We start from the raw sequence: 16876 nt of genomic DNA, 5'->3' as shown, positions 1-16876 counted from the left end.
ATAACTATAGAAAAGCGATGCACGAAAATAGTGTATCGCTTTTCTTTTTGCCCTACATAGGAGGCTCAAAAAAAAATCTGTAAAAGAGCCAATTAGTATCAAAAGACACTTTCTATATTCATACTTTTACAAAGAAATTCACATATTTAAACAGAGAAAATCGTTTCCTCTACTTTCTAAGAAGAATATAGACTCAAGATAAGGAAGGGAAACTCTTTGTCTTTGAAAAACAAATTAGAAAACCACAAAAGTCTTTAAAATACTTTTCACATATCAATTTTAGGTATATTCCACCACATACTTTAGGTAGCACTTCATCTTAGACAAAAAAGAATAACTTAGTTCCTAGAGGCATAACAAGTGCAGCATTTTTGGCATAATATCTATTTTATATATGATAATCAATTAGATATAACAACTTTACTTCATAAAAAAAGCGGATGCTAATCATCCGCCCATATCTCGTTCTACTTGCTTTATTTCTTTCAAAAATTCAATAATCTTATTTACTTCATCAATTTTATCAGCTTCAATCGGAATTTGAATTTTACTGTATTCCCACTTGATAACTAAGTTAATTTTAGTTTCACTAATTCCCTCAAAAGTAATTTCCAAAGATTCTTGTAGCTCTTTTAGTTTTTCTACAGGAACTTTAATTTCAATAGCATTCTCATTAGGATCGTAACTATAAGCTCCCCACGCATCTGCATCGTAGTTAAGCACTACTGTCCACTCTTTTTCCTCTGGAGTAATAAAAATGGCATATCGTCCCACCTTAGTGGCCTTTCCCCCAAAAAGTACATTCTGCTGAAAGGTAATATTGGTAGCCTCATTAGCTCCTACTCGCCATACTTTCCCGAACGGAACTAACTCCCCAAACACTTTACGCCCTCGAACGCTGGGGCGTCCATAATCCACAGAAATTTTGGTAACTGAAAATTGCTGGGAAACCACTTGACGCGGACTTGCCATGGGATACTTAAAATCTTGTGAGTATCCAAAAAAAACACTGAAAATCAGCGATATAAACATTATTCTTTTCATCTCATTATGCATTAATTACTTTTTAATAAGCAAAATCTATTCCAAAGTAAGATTAATCAAGAAACCTCTTGACTTCAATCCATTTAAATTTTTCGTCCAAGGGCTGTCTGGTTTATGGTCAGGAACTAATTCGTTTCTAACTGAAAAAAGCCCTCTGATAGATGGGGATAGTCTGAAAAAAGGAGTATATATGTCCAATCCAAAACCAAGTTCATAGAAAAAAACGTTTGTTTTGGTTCGGAAAACCAAGTCATAATTATCAATCGTCAAATTTTGATTGCTACTCAGGTTGATAGTCATAGAACCCCCTGCTGTGACATAAGGTTTAAAATTGTACCAACGTTCAGCACTAAATTTGACCAATAAAGGGATATAAATATACGTAGATTTTACATCTCGCAAATAGTCCCTCTTTTCGGTCATATTGTAAAAATAAATTTCTTTTCGGTTATAGACCAATCCTGGTTCAAGGCGCAGGTCAATATATTTCATCAATCGTGCAGAACCCGTTAGTCCTACGTTAAAACCGAACATTTTGTGGGTTTGAACTTCCAACAGCGAAGTGTTGGTGTACTGAAGATCTCTATAATCAAATTTTAAATCAAACATATTTCCCCCGAAATAATAGCCCCATTGCAAAGGTTTCTCATCAAAATTCTCCAAATTAGTCAACGGAGATTTGAGTTGTCCAAAGGCAATAAGAATATTAAAAAGGAAAAACAATAAGAAGATTCTCTTTTTCATATTATAAAATGCTATTTAGATTTATTCCCTACATAAATGGTAGCAACTCCACCGAGAGTTTTGGGGTAGTATTTTGTGTTAGCAAAACCAATTTTTTCCAAGATAGTTTTAAACTTTTTCCCATAAGGAAATGCAGAAGCAGATTTAGACAAATAGGTGTAGGCGGAACGATCTTTCGAGAAAACTTTTCCGATAAGAGGCATAACAAATTTAGTGTAAGCAAAATACCCTTGTCGGAACGGAAATTTCTCAGGAACAGAGGTTTCCAAAACAACCAAGCGTCCACCAGGACGAATTACGCGGAAAATTTCAGAAAGCCCTTTCTCTAAATTCTCAAAATTACGTACACCAAAAGCTACTGTTACAGCGTCAAAATAATTATCCGCAAAAGGTAAATTTTCACTATCTCCCAGAATCAACTCTACGCGATTGGATAACTGTTTTTTTGCAATTTTTTCACGTCCTACGGTAAGCATTCCTTCTGAAATATCTAGGCCTACAACTTTCACACCGTCAATCTCAGTTAAAGCAATTGCCAAATCTCCTGTACCCGTTGCTACGTCCAATACTTTTTGAGGACGCAACTCAGCTACTTTTTCAACAACAAATTTCCGCCATTTGATGTCTGAACCCCAAGAAATCACACGGTTAAGACCATCGTAAGTTCCTGAAATAGAGTCAAACATCTGTGCCACTTGTTTCTTTTTCCCATCGGTGGAATTTTTGTAAGGAGTAATTTTATCAGACATATATCATCTCTTTTTCAAAATAAATTGCAAAGATAAAGAAACTCCCTAAAAAACAATATGATAAATGTCTTTTTACGAAAATAATAACATTTAAACCAAAAAAATACTTCGCCAAAACACGACTTTTTGGCGAAGTACATTCTCATATTGCGTTCTAAATAAACAGTTTAAATATTTCTAACTGTTTTTAAATCAATTGTATACATCAGCAGTAGTTTTATTTTTGTAAAATCTTAAGTCTTTCTTGAGAGTTTTTACACTCCGATTTTAAAGATTTTTTCTATTCTTAAAAGCTAATCAACTTACTGAAATTAAATATTTTACTATTAAAATGTAACAGGTGCTATTTCCTGTTTTTAGAAATAAAAAGCTGAAGACTACTTTCTTTGGTAGATAGTGTTTTTGGCAATTTTCTTCCATTAAGTAGCATATAACAATGAGCTTTGGAATCAGGACTGATTATTTTGTAAAGATCAAAAATATCATTTGAGGATATAAAATTTGAATGAAAGGTGTATTTCGGATTTAACTCAAAAGCTTCTTTTCTGTTCTCAAGCAGGAATGTTCTAAATCCATCTTCTTTTCTCACGTAGAATAACATTTTATCAACATCGGAATAGTCAATATTATCTGCATCTGATTTAGCGTAAATCACAATAGAAACCAAGTTGTCATTATTGATTTCGGACAAATCAGAATGGTTAAAAGTAATAGTGTCCGAAAGAATAAAATCGTGAAGGTTATCACAATATAAAGTGTTGAACGATAACAAAGAGAAATCACCAGAAACAGGGTAGCTAGTTATGTTTACCTTTTTCTGTAAAAGAGCTATTTCTTTTTTTTCGCCAGACTCGGTTGTTTGACGTTTCCGAGTTTCGTGGCAACCCATTAAGATAAATGTTGCTGTAACGTAAAACAACATTTTTGTGTAAAATTTAGCTGTTTTCATGGTAACATTTTTTAATTAGGTTAATAAACTCATTTAAATTTCACTCGCAAGATACAAAAAAAAACGACATAAGCAAATATTTTCGCGAAAAAATAAGACTAAGTGCATAGAAACACTATTTTTTAGAGCTATTATAATTAAACCACATAGAAACATAGTTTTTTTCTATGTCTCTATGTGGTTCTTAACTTAATTTGCTGGAAACTTTGTTTTTCTGTAAATATTTAAGATTGAAAAAAGTGATTACCTCAACAAACGGTCAGGTTCTTTATTTTTATCAATTTTCAGATCCGAAAGCATACTGGCTTTAATTCCGATGAAGAAATACCACGAATTGTACTGACCTATAGGGGTAAACTGAAAACTCATTCTAAAGCTATTCAAATCACGTTCAAAACGGAATTGGGTGTATGTAATTCCCTTATTAACAAAATCATATCCACTTGAAATTCCCACTTGCAATTTGGGTGAAAGCTCCACATTTCCTGAAAACATAAGTGAGTTGTTAGAAATACGTCTTTCACGTGACATATTTGAATACGAAAGTGAATAAGCTATGTTCAAATCCCAAGGGATACGAGCATGATAAAATTTCGTTTTTTTATCCTCAGGTTCTTCTTTTTTTTCTTCCACTTGATTGTCGTTCACAGGTCGTGATGAACCAAACAAATCGTCGGAACGTCCTCCCGAAGCTCTGTTATCAGTTGTTTTTTTATCAGATTTATTTCTATTTGAAAATGAATAGTTTGTAGATATGTTTGCGTTAGTTAATCGGAAAAGACTTCCTCCATTGTTAATATTAAAAGTTTCCAATTGTCTTCCATTCGCATCAATAGCGTATGGATTGAATGTAGCTCCAAAATTTAATGGCAATTTTCCATTGAAAAGAGTTGTTCCTCCAGTCATGGTAACGGGACTAAATTGTTTTGTAATAACGTTATAGTTCGTATTGAAATTCAAACTATTGAGCAATGAAATCTTTTTAGGTTCAACCTCCGTACTATCTTTGGATCGCACTTTTGCTTCTAAAGTATTGCTTAACGATAACCCGATGGATTGCGATTCATTAAGTCCTGGGGTTCCGTAAATACCTCCTTCAAAACGAGTGTATTGAGAAACTTTGCCAAAAGCATCTGAAATATAATTTTCGTAGTACTGATCGAATGCAGGTGTATAACCATAGCTCATTGAAGGACGCATTACGTGTCGAATCGCTTGAATTTTTCTGTCTTTTTTAAACTGAAATGTACCATAGACCGTAGTACCCAAACTCGCTCCCATATTGTAGGTCAAAAAACGGTCAAAGCCATTAATGGTGTCCATACCACTCCTACCCGAAGCTGCGTTGAAATCTGTTCTGCGGATAGTTTTAAACTGCCAAGTTTCGTTCAAGGAGGAATTTAACCCTAAAGTTATATACTTAAACAACTTAGTGGTGGTACTCACTGGTATAGAATGTCTAAATCCGTTTTTAGCTTCACTGAACATTTGCTTTGAGAAAAACAAACTATCGGTTGTTGAAAAACGGTTATCTCCTTGCGAAGAGTATTGAAAATTTAAATTTTTAAGCAATCCTTTTTTACTTTCACCTTGTTTAGCAAATGGATAAATACGTTCCATACTCAAACGAAGTGCGGGGAGGGTCATCTCAATACTTTGTGTATTCGTATTCTGAGAATGTGATGCCGTTAAGGACAGATTCATCGAGGGATAGGATGGAAATGTTTTTGAATAAGATACTGATGAGGATAAGGTATTATTCAACACATTAGGCGAATTAATCTGATTATATGAGTTTTGATAAAAACGACTACTTCCCAAGTTTACAGAAGCTGAAAAATTTGAGTTTGGATTCGATTTTGAATCTTTCGAATGCGTCCATTGGATGTTGTAAAACATTGAATTGCTGTAATCAGGCAAACCTCGAATACTGTATATCTGATTCTCATAACTGAAATTAAAGTTTCCAGAAAATTTGTAACGCTTCTTATACGTTGATTGAGCTTTGAACCCATAACTTCCATTGGTGAAATAATCTCCCGTTACAGCCAAATCAAAATAGTCACTAATGACAAAGTAATATCCTCCATTTTGAATGAAATAACCTCTGTTATTTGCCTCTCCGAAAGTTGGGAAAATAAGTCCCGATGAACGTCCCGATACCATTGGATAGTACGCAAATGGGATTGCTAAAGGTGTGGGGATATCTACTATGTACATATTGCTCAATCCTGCAACCACTTTTTTTCCAGGGACAAATTTTGCTTTTCGTACTTTGATGTAGTAATCAGGATCATCCAAATCTTCTGCAGTGGTAATGATGGCATTTTGCATGAAGTAAGTAGAATCATTCTCCTTTTTAATGATTTGACCTTTGATGTTATTTTCATCTTGTTTGGTGTATGCATTACGGATAATGGCTCGTTGGGTTTTGTAGTTAAACCGAATGGAATCGGGTTCTATAATGTCATCACCTTGCTTAAAAACAGGATGTTGCACCAATTCTCCAACTGAATCCTTAATACGACCTGCGTATACCTCTGCCAAATCATATTTGATATTGGTTATCCCTGAAGTGATGTCAATATCGGTGTATTGCACTTGTGTTTCATTGTAAAGAATGATGCTATTTTTAGTCTTATTGAAAACAATACTATCCTTTGCTTTATATCTGACTACATCCTCTAAAATACTTTTAGATTTCTTTGACATACTGTCTTTTGACAGGGAATCCTTTGGCAGGGTATCTTTAGTTCGCTTCAGCGAATCCAACAAGATTCGTCTGTTTTGATTAGTAGTGTCTTTTAGAAGTCGGTTAGCTTTCTTGAGCGTGTCTATGATTGAAAACGTTTGGAAATAGGCGTAGCCCGTTTTCTTTGAAGCAAACGAGCTAGTGTACCAACAACACGTGCTGATAAACAACAAACTAATCAGTAAAACTATCTGCCGTCGACGTTTTTGCAAAGCAATACATTTTTAGGGGTCAAACTTACGGATTTTTTCCAAGATCTGAAAGAAAAATTTTAGAATTGCAAAATTAGTTAGTACCTTTGTGCTTTGTCAAAATATTAATTCATTGTTTACTTTATGGAAAATTCTTTGTTTACTTTTTTACTGTTTTGCATTCCTGCATTAATTGTTGGCGGAATTGCATATTACTTTTTCTACCTACATATAAAAAACGAGGAAAAACGCCGTCTTTTCTTACTTCAAAAGGAAAATCAGAAAATTTCATTACCTTTACGACTACAAGCATATGAACGAATGACGTTATTCTTGGAGCGTATAAGTCCACAACAACTATTATTGCGAATACCAGCTAGAAATCTTCCAAAAAAAGAATATGAAACATTATTGGTTCATTCAATTGACGAAGAGTTTGAGCATAATTTGGCACAACAAATTTATCTCAGTGAAAATTTATGGAATATCATCCGTGCAGCAAAAATGGCTACTATTCAAATCATCCGTAAAGCTACACACGATGAAGAATTGGAGGACTCCAAAGCTATGACAGAATTTATTTTCAAAGAATTTATCAATAAGCCTACACCTTCGTCAAATGCGTTAAGTCATCTAAAAAACGAAGTGAGAGAAATTTTGTAGAATAATTCTCTCTCCATCAATCAATTAAGAAAAAGACTGTCCGAAAAGGTGCATTTTAAAACAAGAGCCATTTATAAATCATTAATTATCAGGCATTTATTTTTTTGATTGAAAAATTAAACTTTTCGGATAGTCTTTTATTATTTTTAAACGTTACTTTTAACTTCAATCTAAACTTGTTTTAATGGAGGTTCCTTAGATTTTCTGCGTTTCAATAACACGAAAATTCCAATAATGATAAGAATCAGCAAAATTGCAATAACGGGTCGGTAGAAGAGCCAAGCCGTAGCGATAACAATCAAAGACCAAGCTATCCCAACAACACCTGTTACAACATAGACTCCTTTCTCAACAATATTTCCAAGAAACGGAACGACTTTAAACAGCATGGAAACAAATCCAAACATTGTCCTGATAGCTGTAATTATCAATATCGCTCCCAACATGCGAAGTCCCCACGTCATTTCTTCGTTATCCGCATGAGCAGCTTCAAACATCTGCTGTGCTGAAACCTCTCCTTTTGCTACTTCCACAACTGTTCTGCCATTACTAGCTTTGTACATTTCAAATGAATTCCCTTTCACACTAGCCAACAACGAAATCACTGTAGGTTCCGTTTTTTCTACGGTAACCCTCACATCACCAACACCTGGTTTGTTGAACGATTTACCAATGTAAAGAACATTATCATTCACATGTGTCATTTTCGGTTTTTCTTGCTCTTCATCGTTGTCAGAAGGCTCTATTGATTTTCGAACTCGTTTTTTGGCAGACAATCTGACCTTTTCGGCCTCCTTTTCTAAAATTTCATTTTGTTCTTTTGAAAGATTTATCTTGGCAGGAGTACTATTTTGAATCAATTGTAGAATAAACTCAGGCAATTTGTAAGCTCCGAAATGAACGTTAGTGTTCAAAATCTCCTTATCGGGCAACTCTGCCAGGACAAAATTCTCATTCCGATACTCAGGATCGTGAAAATCCAGAGAATTTATTGGAGAACTCGACCATTCTTTTTTGTAGTGATATGTTGTTATTGTTTCCTCGCTCCCTCCCATATTCTGTACGGTCTCTGTCTCTGAGTACTCTACCCATTGATAGTATTCCACCTTACGACTCAATCCAATAGCTAATTCTCTAACCCCTAACATATTGTCGTAAATAGAATCTTGAGGAGAAGCGAATCCTGAGGCATGAATAAATTTACCTTCAAACTCTGGATTAATCGTATTAATATCCACAAGAGCAACCACTTCTGCAGCAGCTTCATTGAGGGCTTTTTTAGTTTTTACATAATTACCCTCATTCCAAAATAAAGTAAAAGTACCGGCAACAAGTAATACCAATCCTACGATAATGTTTTTTAAGGAATTACCCAAACGCCGCCCATAACCTGTCCTGGTCGTTTCTGTGTAAGCCATTTTAATTATATTTAAGTTGTTCTTTCTTATTATTTCTCCACAAAGGTAATTTAATTACATCGAAAGAACAACTTTCTTAACAATAAAAAGAATTTCTCCATCGTATTCACAAAGGTAGCCTGTTTTCAGACCTCAGATGATGGATGTTAAAATCTGTTTTCTACGGCGATATAGAGAATTTAATCAATCGAATGTCAAGCGTAACAGCAACTTTCAATCTGTCGCCTATTGATTTTGCTCAGTTCGACCTGTATAGCACAATCTACGTCAAGCAGTTAGGAAGCCTATTCATGCCTATATCAGTAACCTATACCGCAGGAGAATTTGCTACGGTGGAAATGCTTAGAATAAGCCCCGATGAAAAAATAACAATTGTGAGTTAACAATTACGAATTTCAAATTTCAAATTACGTAATTCGTAATTATCGTAATTCGTAATTGTTAATTGTCCACTAACTGTTATACGCTAATCACTAACCTTTTTTATAAATCACGAGGGTCTTTATTTATGATTACGTAGTAAAAACAAACGATAAGAGAGAAAAGTAGATAAAAAAAAGACACAATCATAAAAGGCAATGAAAGTACTATCCAAGTCTCAAAGTCTATAAAGTATAGCAGTGAAAACCAAAATACGGTAAAGAGTAATAACCAATGTCGCTTTTTCATAACATGAAATTTTTACATCACAAAGATACAAAAAAATATGGCAATAAATAATAAATATTGTCGGCACGGGACAGGTACTGATGATGGTACAGGGTGTAATTCCATCCACTCCTATTAATGAGCATGATGTTTTTGAAGCTCTGAAAGAATGCAGTTTTCAGTACAAACTTGTAAGTTTCCAGCATATTACCGATGATCAAGAATTGATTTCCTATGGTTATCGTTGGATTTTATGGAAAAAAGAGGTAAATTTGTAAGGTAAAAGTTTGGGTTATGAATAATATTTTAAATAGTTTAGGTAATTTTTTCCTTTGGATATTTGCTATATGCATAGGTGTACTTGCAGGAGTTGTTTGGTTTATGTCTGAATATTGGTATATCGCTCTTGGAGTGGCTGTTATTATCTGTTTTTTATCGATATTGGTTCCTACTGATGGAAAGAACGAACAGATAAAGAAATGGGAACGTGAAGAACGTGAAAAGCTAAAACAACTAAGAATGAGACGAAGAGAAGAGAATAAATGGAAAAAATATTTGCGTAATTAAAGCCTAACTTTACTTGTCCTTTCGTAAAATCGGATTGATATGGAAAAATTCCATATCAATCCGATTTTTTTATGGCACAAAATACCATTACCACAAAAGGCGCTTTTAATTATTAACGACAAACAAAAAAGACTCCATTATAACGAAAATTGAATAATAAAAGCTAAAGTAGCTTCTAAAAGTAAAATATGGAGACTTTACGTTTTACTTTCGTGTTTAAATAAAATCGAAAAAAAAATAACCCGCTGTAGAACAGCGGGTTATTTTAAAATCTGTGATCACGGCAGGATTCGAACCTGCGACCGTCTGCTTAGAAGGCAGATGCTCTATCCAGCTGAGCTACGTGACCGCTCTAACCAAAAAATATATTTCAAAAATGCTATGACATTAATGAAATATATTCTAAGCTGTCGGGGCGGCAGGATTCGAACCTGCGACCTCCTGGTCCCAAACCAGGCGCGATGACCGGACTACGCTACGCCCCGTAAAATTATTTAAAAATTGATGCGGAGAGACTGGGACTCGAACCCAGGCATCGGTTACCCGATGACAGATTAGCAATCTGCTCCGTTACCACTCCGGCACCTCTCCTCACTTATTGTTATGAACGTCTTTATTTCTGTTTTGCGAGTGCAAATATATAATCTTTTTTTTTTTTACGCAAATATATTTCAAACTTTTTAAAAAAAATATCTTACGTCATTGATTATCAAATTAAAAAAAATATACATGATAAAATGTCTTACAAGATGTTACTTTAAATATATTTTTTTATCTTTGTGAAAAATCACCTTAACAATGAAAAGAAAACTTTTTTTAATCTTTTTACTACATTTTTTCGCAATAAAGGCACAGGAATCAAATAACTCCGTCTCACTGTTGTTTATGGGCGACATCATGGGACACAGCCCTCAAATTGAAGGAGCGTATGACAACGAAAAAAAAGCATATGATTATATTCCTGTGTTTGAAAAAGTTAAACATATTTTTCAAAAGCACGATTTTGTTATCGGGAATTTAGAAGTTACTCTAGCTGGGAAACCTTTTAAAGGGTATCCACAATTTTCATCACCTGATGAACTCGCTGTAGCTTGTAAAGAAAGTGGTATCGGAGTATTGGTTACTGCAAACAATCACTCCTGTGACCGAGGTAAACAGGGGATTATTAGAACGTTGGACGTATTAGATTCTCTGCAAATTGCACACACGGGAACGTTTCGTAATCAAGAGGAGTTTGAAAAGAACAACCTGCTCGTACTGTCTAAAAACCACATCACCATAGGGATTCTGAACTATACATATGGCACTAACGGACTGCCAATTCCTAAGCCTACTGTCGTAAATTTGATTGATTTAGAAAAAATGAAAGTTGACATTCAAAAAGCTAAAGAACAGGTGTTGGATCAGCTAATTGTAGTGATCCATTGGGGAGTCGAATATCAACAAATTCAGCATAAAGAACAGGAAAAAATAGCTGATTTTTTGTTTAACAATGGTGTAGACATCATCATTGGTGGGCATCCACATGTGTTACAACCGATGCACTACTATCCAAAAAACGCATTACACAACGGGCGTTTACTCGTTTATTCCTTAGGAAATTTCGTGTCGAATCAGCGGAAACCAAATACTGACGGTGGAGCTATGTTTGAACTAACATTGCTCAAAGACGAACAAGGTACACATATCGTGGATTCAGGATATCACTTGGTATGGGTAAACCGAAGTCCAAAAGAAAATAAAAAGTATTTATACGAAGTCCTACCTTGTAGGGAATATGAAAACGCTAATTTCAAGGATTTAGATGTGAAAGCGATTGAATCTATGAAAACTTTTATCCAGAATTCAAGAGATTTATTCAAACGTAATACATTTATAGAAGAGAAATAAGAGAATAACTAAACAAGCGTTTTCCCTATTACCAAAGTAAATAAAGACAGAAGGTGGCAGAGGTTTGTTTTGTATGATTCAGAATAGGTTTTTTATTAGAGTAAAAAAGGAAAAGAAATGACATAAGTACATATGAATCAATTATATACAAAAAAAGTTTCAGATAACAATACTTTTAAGGGTTGTTATCTGAAACTTCTGTTTTTGAAATATTTACTTACTTGGCTTCAGTTGAAGGAGTTGCGTTTGCCTTTTTTGACATTTCCAAGGAAATAGCGGAACGTTCAAATTTTATTTTTCCCGCCAAGGTTTCGATAACACAGCTATCATCGGTCAATTCAACGATTTTTCCGTGCATCCCTCCTTTGGTAACAACTTTATCGCCTTTTTTCATGTCTTGAATAAACTTTCTTTCTTGTTTTTGTCGGTTCATCTGTGGGCGAATCATCAAAAAATAGACAACCGCAAGCATCAGAACAGGAATTAATAAATTAGAAAAATTAGGATCCATTGTATATAAATTTTAAAATTATTACTTTTTCTTACAGAAGCCCTCTGCCAACCTTTTTCAACTCTTTTTTCTCATCAAATTCTTTGGCTAAACTATCCAAAATACCATTGATAAAGATGTTACTTTTATCTGTTGAGTATTCTTTAGCAATCTCAAGATACTCATTTAATGTTACTTTTACAGGGATTGTTGGGAATCTTAAAAACTCACAAATTGCCATTTTGATGATGATATTATCCAATTTGGCAACTCGCTCTTTATCCCAATTCTGAGTTTTATCATCAATGTAATTTTGGTATTTTTCATCGTTCAACACTACTTTTTTCAATAAATCTTGAGCAAAAAGTTTATCATCATCATTCTTATAAAGCTTCGGAACGAAATATTTTTCACTCTCATTCCCCTTAACTCCTTTCAATAATTTAAGAATAAAGGTATTAACTATTGGGAAATCGTCTGTCCATGTCAGGTTAAAATCATTGATATACTCATACAATTTATCCTCACAGGCGATTATCTCCTTAAATATATTGATTAAGAACTCCTTATCTTTATCGAAATTCGTGGTTTTCTCGGCCATGTACTCATTATAGCACTTACTTTCGAGAATCTTCTTGTAGATAATTTTAACGTATTCGGAATCTAAATCCCATCGATTCATACGAGCGTTATCAATAGTTTCATCCAACAATTCATTGCTCACAATCATTGTTAGTAGTCTATTATCAATAAACTTTCTATTTGGATTTTTCTCGGCGGCGGTTGCTAAATATTTTCTTTGAGCTATCTCAATCTGCTGAGATGCCATTTTGTGAAGTTCTTTAAACAGTGCAAAAGTCAGCAAATAAAGATTGTACATATCTTCGGTGCTACGCTGCAAAAACTTTACCTCTTTGTCTAAATTTTGACTTTGACTTAGCTCCATCGCATAAATGGATTGCATTACTTTTACTCTGACATGTCTTCTTGTGAGCATAACTTTAAGAACTATGATAATGGTATTGTAAAATAAAAATATATATCGTTAAATCGGCGGCAAAAATAGGGTAAAAAAATGAAACTATCACAAAAAAAGGAAATTTAATCAGATCTTTTTAATGAAATTAAAAAACTACCCAAAAAAGAATGTCTTACAAAATTAATTCCTTAACGGAATTAAACACCCTTTCTTGGATAGTTTCAACAAATGTTTTTATAGGAAAAGCCTATTGTTGTACAGTTCCTTTGATTCGCAAAGCCACAACTGGTTTTGTTTTAGCGTTTGAAGTTATAGTAACTGTTTTGCTGATTGGGCCAACACGATTTGTGTCATATTTCACCTCAATTTTCCCTTTTTCTCCTGGCATAATTGGCTTTCCTTTAGGGAAAGAAGGGACTGTACATCCACAACTTGAAGTAGCGTTAGCAATCACTAAAGGAGCTTTTCCTGTATTTGTAAATTCAAAAACACGCACTCCGTCGCTTCCAGCTTTGATTGTTCCGTAGTCAATTTCTTCCGCTGTGAAAGTGATTTCAGCTGTTGCCTCTTGTGCATAAGTTACAAGACCAAACGTAGCTACGAATAAAAATGTTAAAAACTTTTTCATGGTACAAAAAATTAAAATAATTAGTTATCTATATCATTGTTATTATCAATAAACATGCCAAGGTTTGTATTTTTCGGTTAAAAGTTTAATAAACCATAGTTAATAGAACGCTAAATATGACACTTAGAACACCTCAAACATATTCATTAAAAACGTGGGGCAAAGATAAAAATTTTCTTTAAATAAACAATTATGTTTTATATTTGCACTCAGATTTTGTAACACTCAATATTAACACTTAAAATAAAGAAAGTATCTTCATGGAAATCCCTTCAAAATATTTACCCAATTCGGTAGAAGCCAAATGGTACGAATACTGGATGAAACACAATTTCTTCCACTCAACTCCCGATGAAAGAACACCTTACACCATTGTAATTCCCCCGCCAAACGTTACGGGAATTTTGCATATGGGGCATATGCTCAATAACACAATTCAAGATGTACTTATCCGCCGTGCAAGGCTAAAAGGCTTCAATGCTTGTTGGGTGCCGGGTACCGACCACGCTTCCATTGCAACGGAAGCCAAAGTAGTTGCCCGCCTGAAAGAACAAGGCATCAATAAAGCCGACCTTTCCCGTGAGGAATTCCTAAAACACGCTTGGGATTGGACGCATCAGTATGGGGGCGTTATCCTTGAGCAGCTCAAAAAACTCGGTTGTTCGTGCGATTGGGACAGAACCAAATTCACCCTTGATGATGACCTTTATGCTTCGGTTATAAAAGTGTTTATCGATTTATACAATAAAGGATACATCTACCGCGGATACCGAATGGTCAATTGGGACCCCGAAGCCAAAACCACACTTTCGGATGAAGAGGTTATTTATAAAGAACAAAACGGAAAACTTTTCTACCTGAAATACAAAATAGAAGGTTCAGAGGAATATCTTTTGGTAGCTACCACGCGTCCTGAAACAATTTTTGGAGATATTGCCGTTTGTATCAATCCCAACGATGAGCGTTACAAACATCTGAAAGGCAAAAAAGTAATTGTGCCGATTGTTAATCGTGTTGTGCCTATTATCGAAGACGAATACGTGGATATTGAGTTTGGAACAGGAGCTTTGAAAATCACTCCGGCTCACGACAAAAACGATTACGAAATCGGCGAACGCCATAAACTCGAAATCATCGATGCCTTTACCGACGATGCCAAACTGAATCATCACGGATTGCATTACGAAGGAAAAGACCGATTTGTGGTTCGCAAAGAGATAGTTAAAGAACTCGAAGCAAAAGATTTATTGCTGAAAACGGAAGATTACCTTAATAAAGTCGGCACATCGGAACGTACAGGGGCTGTTATCGAACAACGCCCTCTCGACCAATGGTTTTTGAAGATGGAAGATTTGGTAAAACCTGCCATCAGCGGAGTTTTGGAAAGTGAAGAAATCAATTTCTTCCCAAAAAGATATGAAAATACCTATCGCCATTGGATGGAAAACATCCGTGATTGGAACATTTCGCGTCAGCTTTGGTGGGGGCAACGCATTCCAGCGTATTACTACGGAGATAAAAAAGAATTTGTGGTCGCCGAGAATAAGGAAAAAGCATTGGAACTGGCAAAGGAAAAATCTAACAACTATTCCCTAACAACTAATGACTTAAAGCAAGACGAAGACGCTCTCGATACGTGGTTCTCTTCTTGGTTGTGGCCAATGAGTGTTTTTGGCGGAATTTTAGACCCTGAAAACGAAGAATACAATTATTATTATCCTACCAATGATTTGGTTACAGGTCCTGATATTATTTTCTTTTGGGTGGCGAGAATGATTATGGCAGGGTACGAATTCAAAGGGAAAAAACCTTTTACCAATGTCTATTTCACGGGGATTGTTCGCGACAAACAGGGACGAAAAATGTCCAAACAATTAGGTAATTCGCCCGATGCATTGAAATTGATTGATGACTTTGGTGCGGACGGCGTTCGTGTAGGACTTTTATTGTCGTCCGCAGCAGGAAATGACTTACTTTTCGATGAGGCTCTTTGTCAACAAGGTAGCGGATTTGCCAACAAGATTTGGAATGCCTTCCGACTCGTAAAAGGTTGGGAAATTTCCGAAGCTAATCAGCCTGAAAACAACCGAATTGCCATCGAATGGTACAGAAATAAGTTCCAAAAGGTACTTGCCGAAACCGAAGACGATTTTGCAAAATACAGAATCTCCGATGCCTTGATGAAAATCTACAAATTGGTGTGGGACGACTTCTGTTCGTGGCTCTTGGAGATGGTAAAACCTGCTTACGGTCAGCCGATTGACCAAAAAACGTTTGCGGAAATTATCGCCATTTTTGAGGATAACCTCAAATTGTTGCATCCGTTTATGCCTTTCATCACGGAGGAAATCTGGCAACATATCACCGAACGAAAACCTGAGGAGGCTCTGGTAGTGGCAAAATATCCTCAAATAACTTCGTTCGATGAGCAGATTTTAGCCGAATTTGATACCGCTGCCGAAGTAATTTCGGGCATCAGAACCGTGCGAAAAGAGAAAAACATTCCGTTTAAGGAGGAAATGCCACTTTCGGTACTCAACAACGAACAAACGGCAACGACTTTCGATGTGATTATCGCCAAATTGGGCAACTTGTCCAAACTGAAATACGTTAGCCAAAAGGTAGAGGGAGCGATTTCGTTCCGAGTGAAGTCCAACGAGTATTTTATCCCGATGCAGGGCAACATCAATGTAGAGGAAGAAATGAAAAAACTCGAAGAGGAACTCAAATATACGCAAGGCTTTTTGGCTTCGGTGGAGAAAAAACTCTCCAACGAGAAATTTGTCAGCTCCGCTCCCGAAAAAGTGGTGGAAATGGAACGCAAAAAACAAGCCGACGCACTGGCGAAGATAGAAACCATTCAGGAAAGCCTTAAAAACCTGCGCGGATAAGGAAAAGGAAAAAGTGTAAAGGATAAATAGCAATGTAGGGGCGTATCGCATACGCCCTTTTTCAGGTGTAGCAAATAATAGGTACGAAACATATTTCGCCCGTTGCGTGAAAACATATCGTAATAAACGAAAGACTTTTTCCCATTATATAAAAACAAAGGTTTGTGGGCGTATCACATACGCCCCTACATTACTAACAAATGGGGCAAGCAAAATGTATTTTACCGCTCCATACATAGAAATAAAAAGTTAAAAGATGAGCATTAACCAATA

16 protein-coding genes and 3 tRNA genes are annotated in these 16876 nt (G+C 35.4%); 6 read left to right on the top strand and 13 right to left on the bottom strand.

The window, feature by feature from the left end; all coding sequences use genetic code 11:
- Positions 1–447: 447 nt before the first annotated feature.
- The 5 genes from CGC49_RS08330 to CGC49_RS08310 all read right to left on the bottom strand — a co-directional run bounded on the left by CGC49_RS08330 (position 448) and on the right by CGC49_RS08310 (position 6264).
- Entirely contained in the window at positions 448–1044 is a 597-nt protein-coding gene (locus CGC49_RS08330; RefSeq protein ID WP_231559960.1) for a DUF2911 domain-containing protein, read from the bottom strand.
- A 36-nt stretch (positions 1045–1080) separates the two neighbouring features.
- Positions 1081–1788 (bottom strand): porin family protein, encoded by a 708-nt coding sequence (locus tag CGC49_RS08325; RefSeq protein WP_042010191.1) that lies wholly within the window; start codon positions 1786–1788, stop codon positions 1081–1083.
- Between the two features lie 11 nt (positions 1789–1799).
- Positions 1800–2537 (bottom strand): bifunctional demethylmenaquinone methyltransferase/2-methoxy-6-polyprenyl-1,4-benzoquinol methylase UbiE, encoded by a 738-nt coding sequence (ubiE, locus tag CGC49_RS08320; protein ID WP_042010190.1) that lies wholly within the window; start codon positions 2535–2537, stop codon positions 1800–1802.
- 343 nt (positions 2538–2880) lie between these two features.
- Positions 2881–3486 (bottom strand): hypothetical protein, encoded by a 606-nt coding sequence (locus CGC49_RS08315; RefSeq protein WP_095912358.1) that lies wholly within the window; start codon positions 3484–3486, stop codon positions 2881–2883.
- A gap of 243 nt (positions 3487–3729) precedes the next feature.
- Entirely contained in the window at positions 3730–6264 is a 2535-nt protein-coding gene (locus CGC49_RS08310; protein ID WP_369801120.1) for a putative LPS assembly protein LptD, read from the bottom strand.
- A gap of 309 nt (positions 6265–6573) precedes the next feature.
- Between CGC49_RS08310 and CGC49_RS08305 the strand changes: the two genes are divergently transcribed.
- Positions 6574–7092 carry a hypothetical protein gene (locus CGC49_RS08305; protein ID WP_095894081.1) on the top strand — a complete coding sequence of 173 codons (519 nt, stop codon included), beginning with the start codon at positions 6574–6576 and terminating at the stop codon, positions 7090–7092.
- A gap of 170 nt (positions 7093–7262) precedes the next feature.
- Here the strand turns inward: CGC49_RS08305 and CGC49_RS08300 are convergent, their stop codons facing one another.
- The gene (locus tag CGC49_RS08300; RefSeq protein ID WP_095912357.1) at positions 7263–8510 is read right to left on the bottom strand and encodes a TMEM43 family protein; all 1248 of its coding nucleotides are present in this window, start codon (positions 8508–8510) and stop codon (positions 7263–7265) included.
- A gap of 143 nt (positions 8511–8653) precedes the next feature.
- Here CGC49_RS08300 and CGC49_RS08295 point away from each other — a divergent pair, with 143 nt between their 5' ends.
- A complete protein-coding gene (locus CGC49_RS08295) occupies positions 8654–8893 on the top strand; it encodes a hypothetical protein (RefSeq protein ID WP_095912356.1) in 240 nt (79 codons plus the stop codon).
- Positions 8894–8993: 100 nt separating this feature from the next.
- Here the strand turns inward: CGC49_RS08295 and CGC49_RS11220 are convergent, their stop codons facing one another.
- Positions 8994–9179, bottom strand: a complete 186-nt coding sequence (locus CGC49_RS11220; protein ID WP_157909023.1) for a hypothetical protein — start codon at positions 9177–9179, stop codon at positions 8994–8996.
- An 80-nt stretch (positions 9180–9259) separates the two neighbouring features.
- Between CGC49_RS11220 and CGC49_RS11215 the strand changes: the two genes are divergently transcribed.
- Together CGC49_RS11215 and CGC49_RS08290 are read left to right on the top strand one after the other, a co-directional pair.
- Positions 9260–9436 carry a hypothetical protein gene (locus tag CGC49_RS11215; RefSeq protein WP_157909022.1) on the top strand — a complete coding sequence of 59 codons (177 nt, stop codon included), beginning with the start codon at positions 9260–9262 and terminating at the stop codon, positions 9434–9436.
- Between the two features lie 16 nt (positions 9437–9452).
- Positions 9453–9725: a hypothetical protein gene (locus CGC49_RS08290; RefSeq protein WP_095894078.1), complete on the top strand. Its 273-nt coding sequence runs from the start codon at positions 9453–9455 to the stop codon at positions 9723–9725.
- Between the two features lie 275 nt (positions 9726–10000).
- Here CGC49_RS08290 and CGC49_RS08285 read toward each other — a convergent pair.
- From CGC49_RS08285 to CGC49_RS08275, 3 genes are all read right to left on the bottom strand, one after another.
- A tRNA-Arg gene (locus CGC49_RS08285) sits at positions 10001–10074 on the bottom strand.
- 61 nt (positions 10075–10135) lie between these two features.
- Positions 10136–10210: transfer RNA gene (locus tag CGC49_RS08280), tRNA-Pro, on the bottom strand.
- Between the two features lie 22 nt (positions 10211–10232).
- A tRNA-Ser gene (locus tag CGC49_RS08275) sits at positions 10233–10316 on the bottom strand.
- A gap of 207 nt (positions 10317–10523) precedes the next feature.
- Between CGC49_RS08275 and CGC49_RS08270 the strand changes: the two genes are divergently transcribed.
- On the top strand, positions 10524–11615 hold the full coding sequence (locus tag CGC49_RS08270) for a CapA family protein (protein ID WP_042347523.1): 1092 nt from the start codon (positions 10524–10526) through the stop codon (positions 11613–11615).
- A 217-nt stretch (positions 11616–11832) separates the two neighbouring features.
- On the opposite strand, the gene yajC is transcribed toward CGC49_RS08270, so the two are convergent.
- The 3 genes from yajC to CGC49_RS08255 all read right to left on the bottom strand — a co-directional run bounded on the left by yajC (position 11833) and on the right by CGC49_RS08255 (position 13712).
- Entirely contained in the window at positions 11833–12126 is a 294-nt protein-coding gene (gene yajC / locus CGC49_RS08265) for a preprotein translocase subunit YajC (RefSeq protein WP_042007899.1), read from the bottom strand.
- Between the two features lie 31 nt (positions 12127–12157).
- Positions 12158–13102 carry a transcription antitermination factor NusB gene (nusB, locus tag CGC49_RS08260; RefSeq protein ID WP_095894077.1) on the bottom strand — a complete coding sequence of 315 codons (945 nt, stop codon included), beginning with the start codon at positions 13100–13102 and terminating at the stop codon, positions 12158–12160.
- A 229-nt stretch (positions 13103–13331) separates the two neighbouring features.
- On the bottom strand, positions 13332–13712 hold the full coding sequence (locus CGC49_RS08255; RefSeq protein WP_042007894.1) for a DUF1573 domain-containing protein: 381 nt from the start codon (positions 13710–13712) through the stop codon (positions 13332–13334).
- A 260-nt stretch (positions 13713–13972) separates the two neighbouring features.
- Here CGC49_RS08255 and CGC49_RS08250 point away from each other — a divergent pair, with 260 nt between their 5' ends.
- Positions 13973–16603: a valine--tRNA ligase gene (locus CGC49_RS08250; protein ID WP_095912355.1), complete on the top strand. Its 2631-nt coding sequence runs from the start codon at positions 13973–13975 to the stop codon at positions 16601–16603.
- Positions 16604–16876 lie beyond the last annotated feature (273 nt).

The sequence above is a fragment of the Capnocytophaga sp. H4358 genome (assembly GCF_002302515.1).
GTDB lineage: Bacteria > Bacteroidota > Bacteroidia > Flavobacteriales > Flavobacteriaceae > Capnocytophaga > Capnocytophaga canis.
Note: the sequence above shows the minus strand (reverse complement) of the source record. Positions and strands in the feature narration are given on the sequence as shown.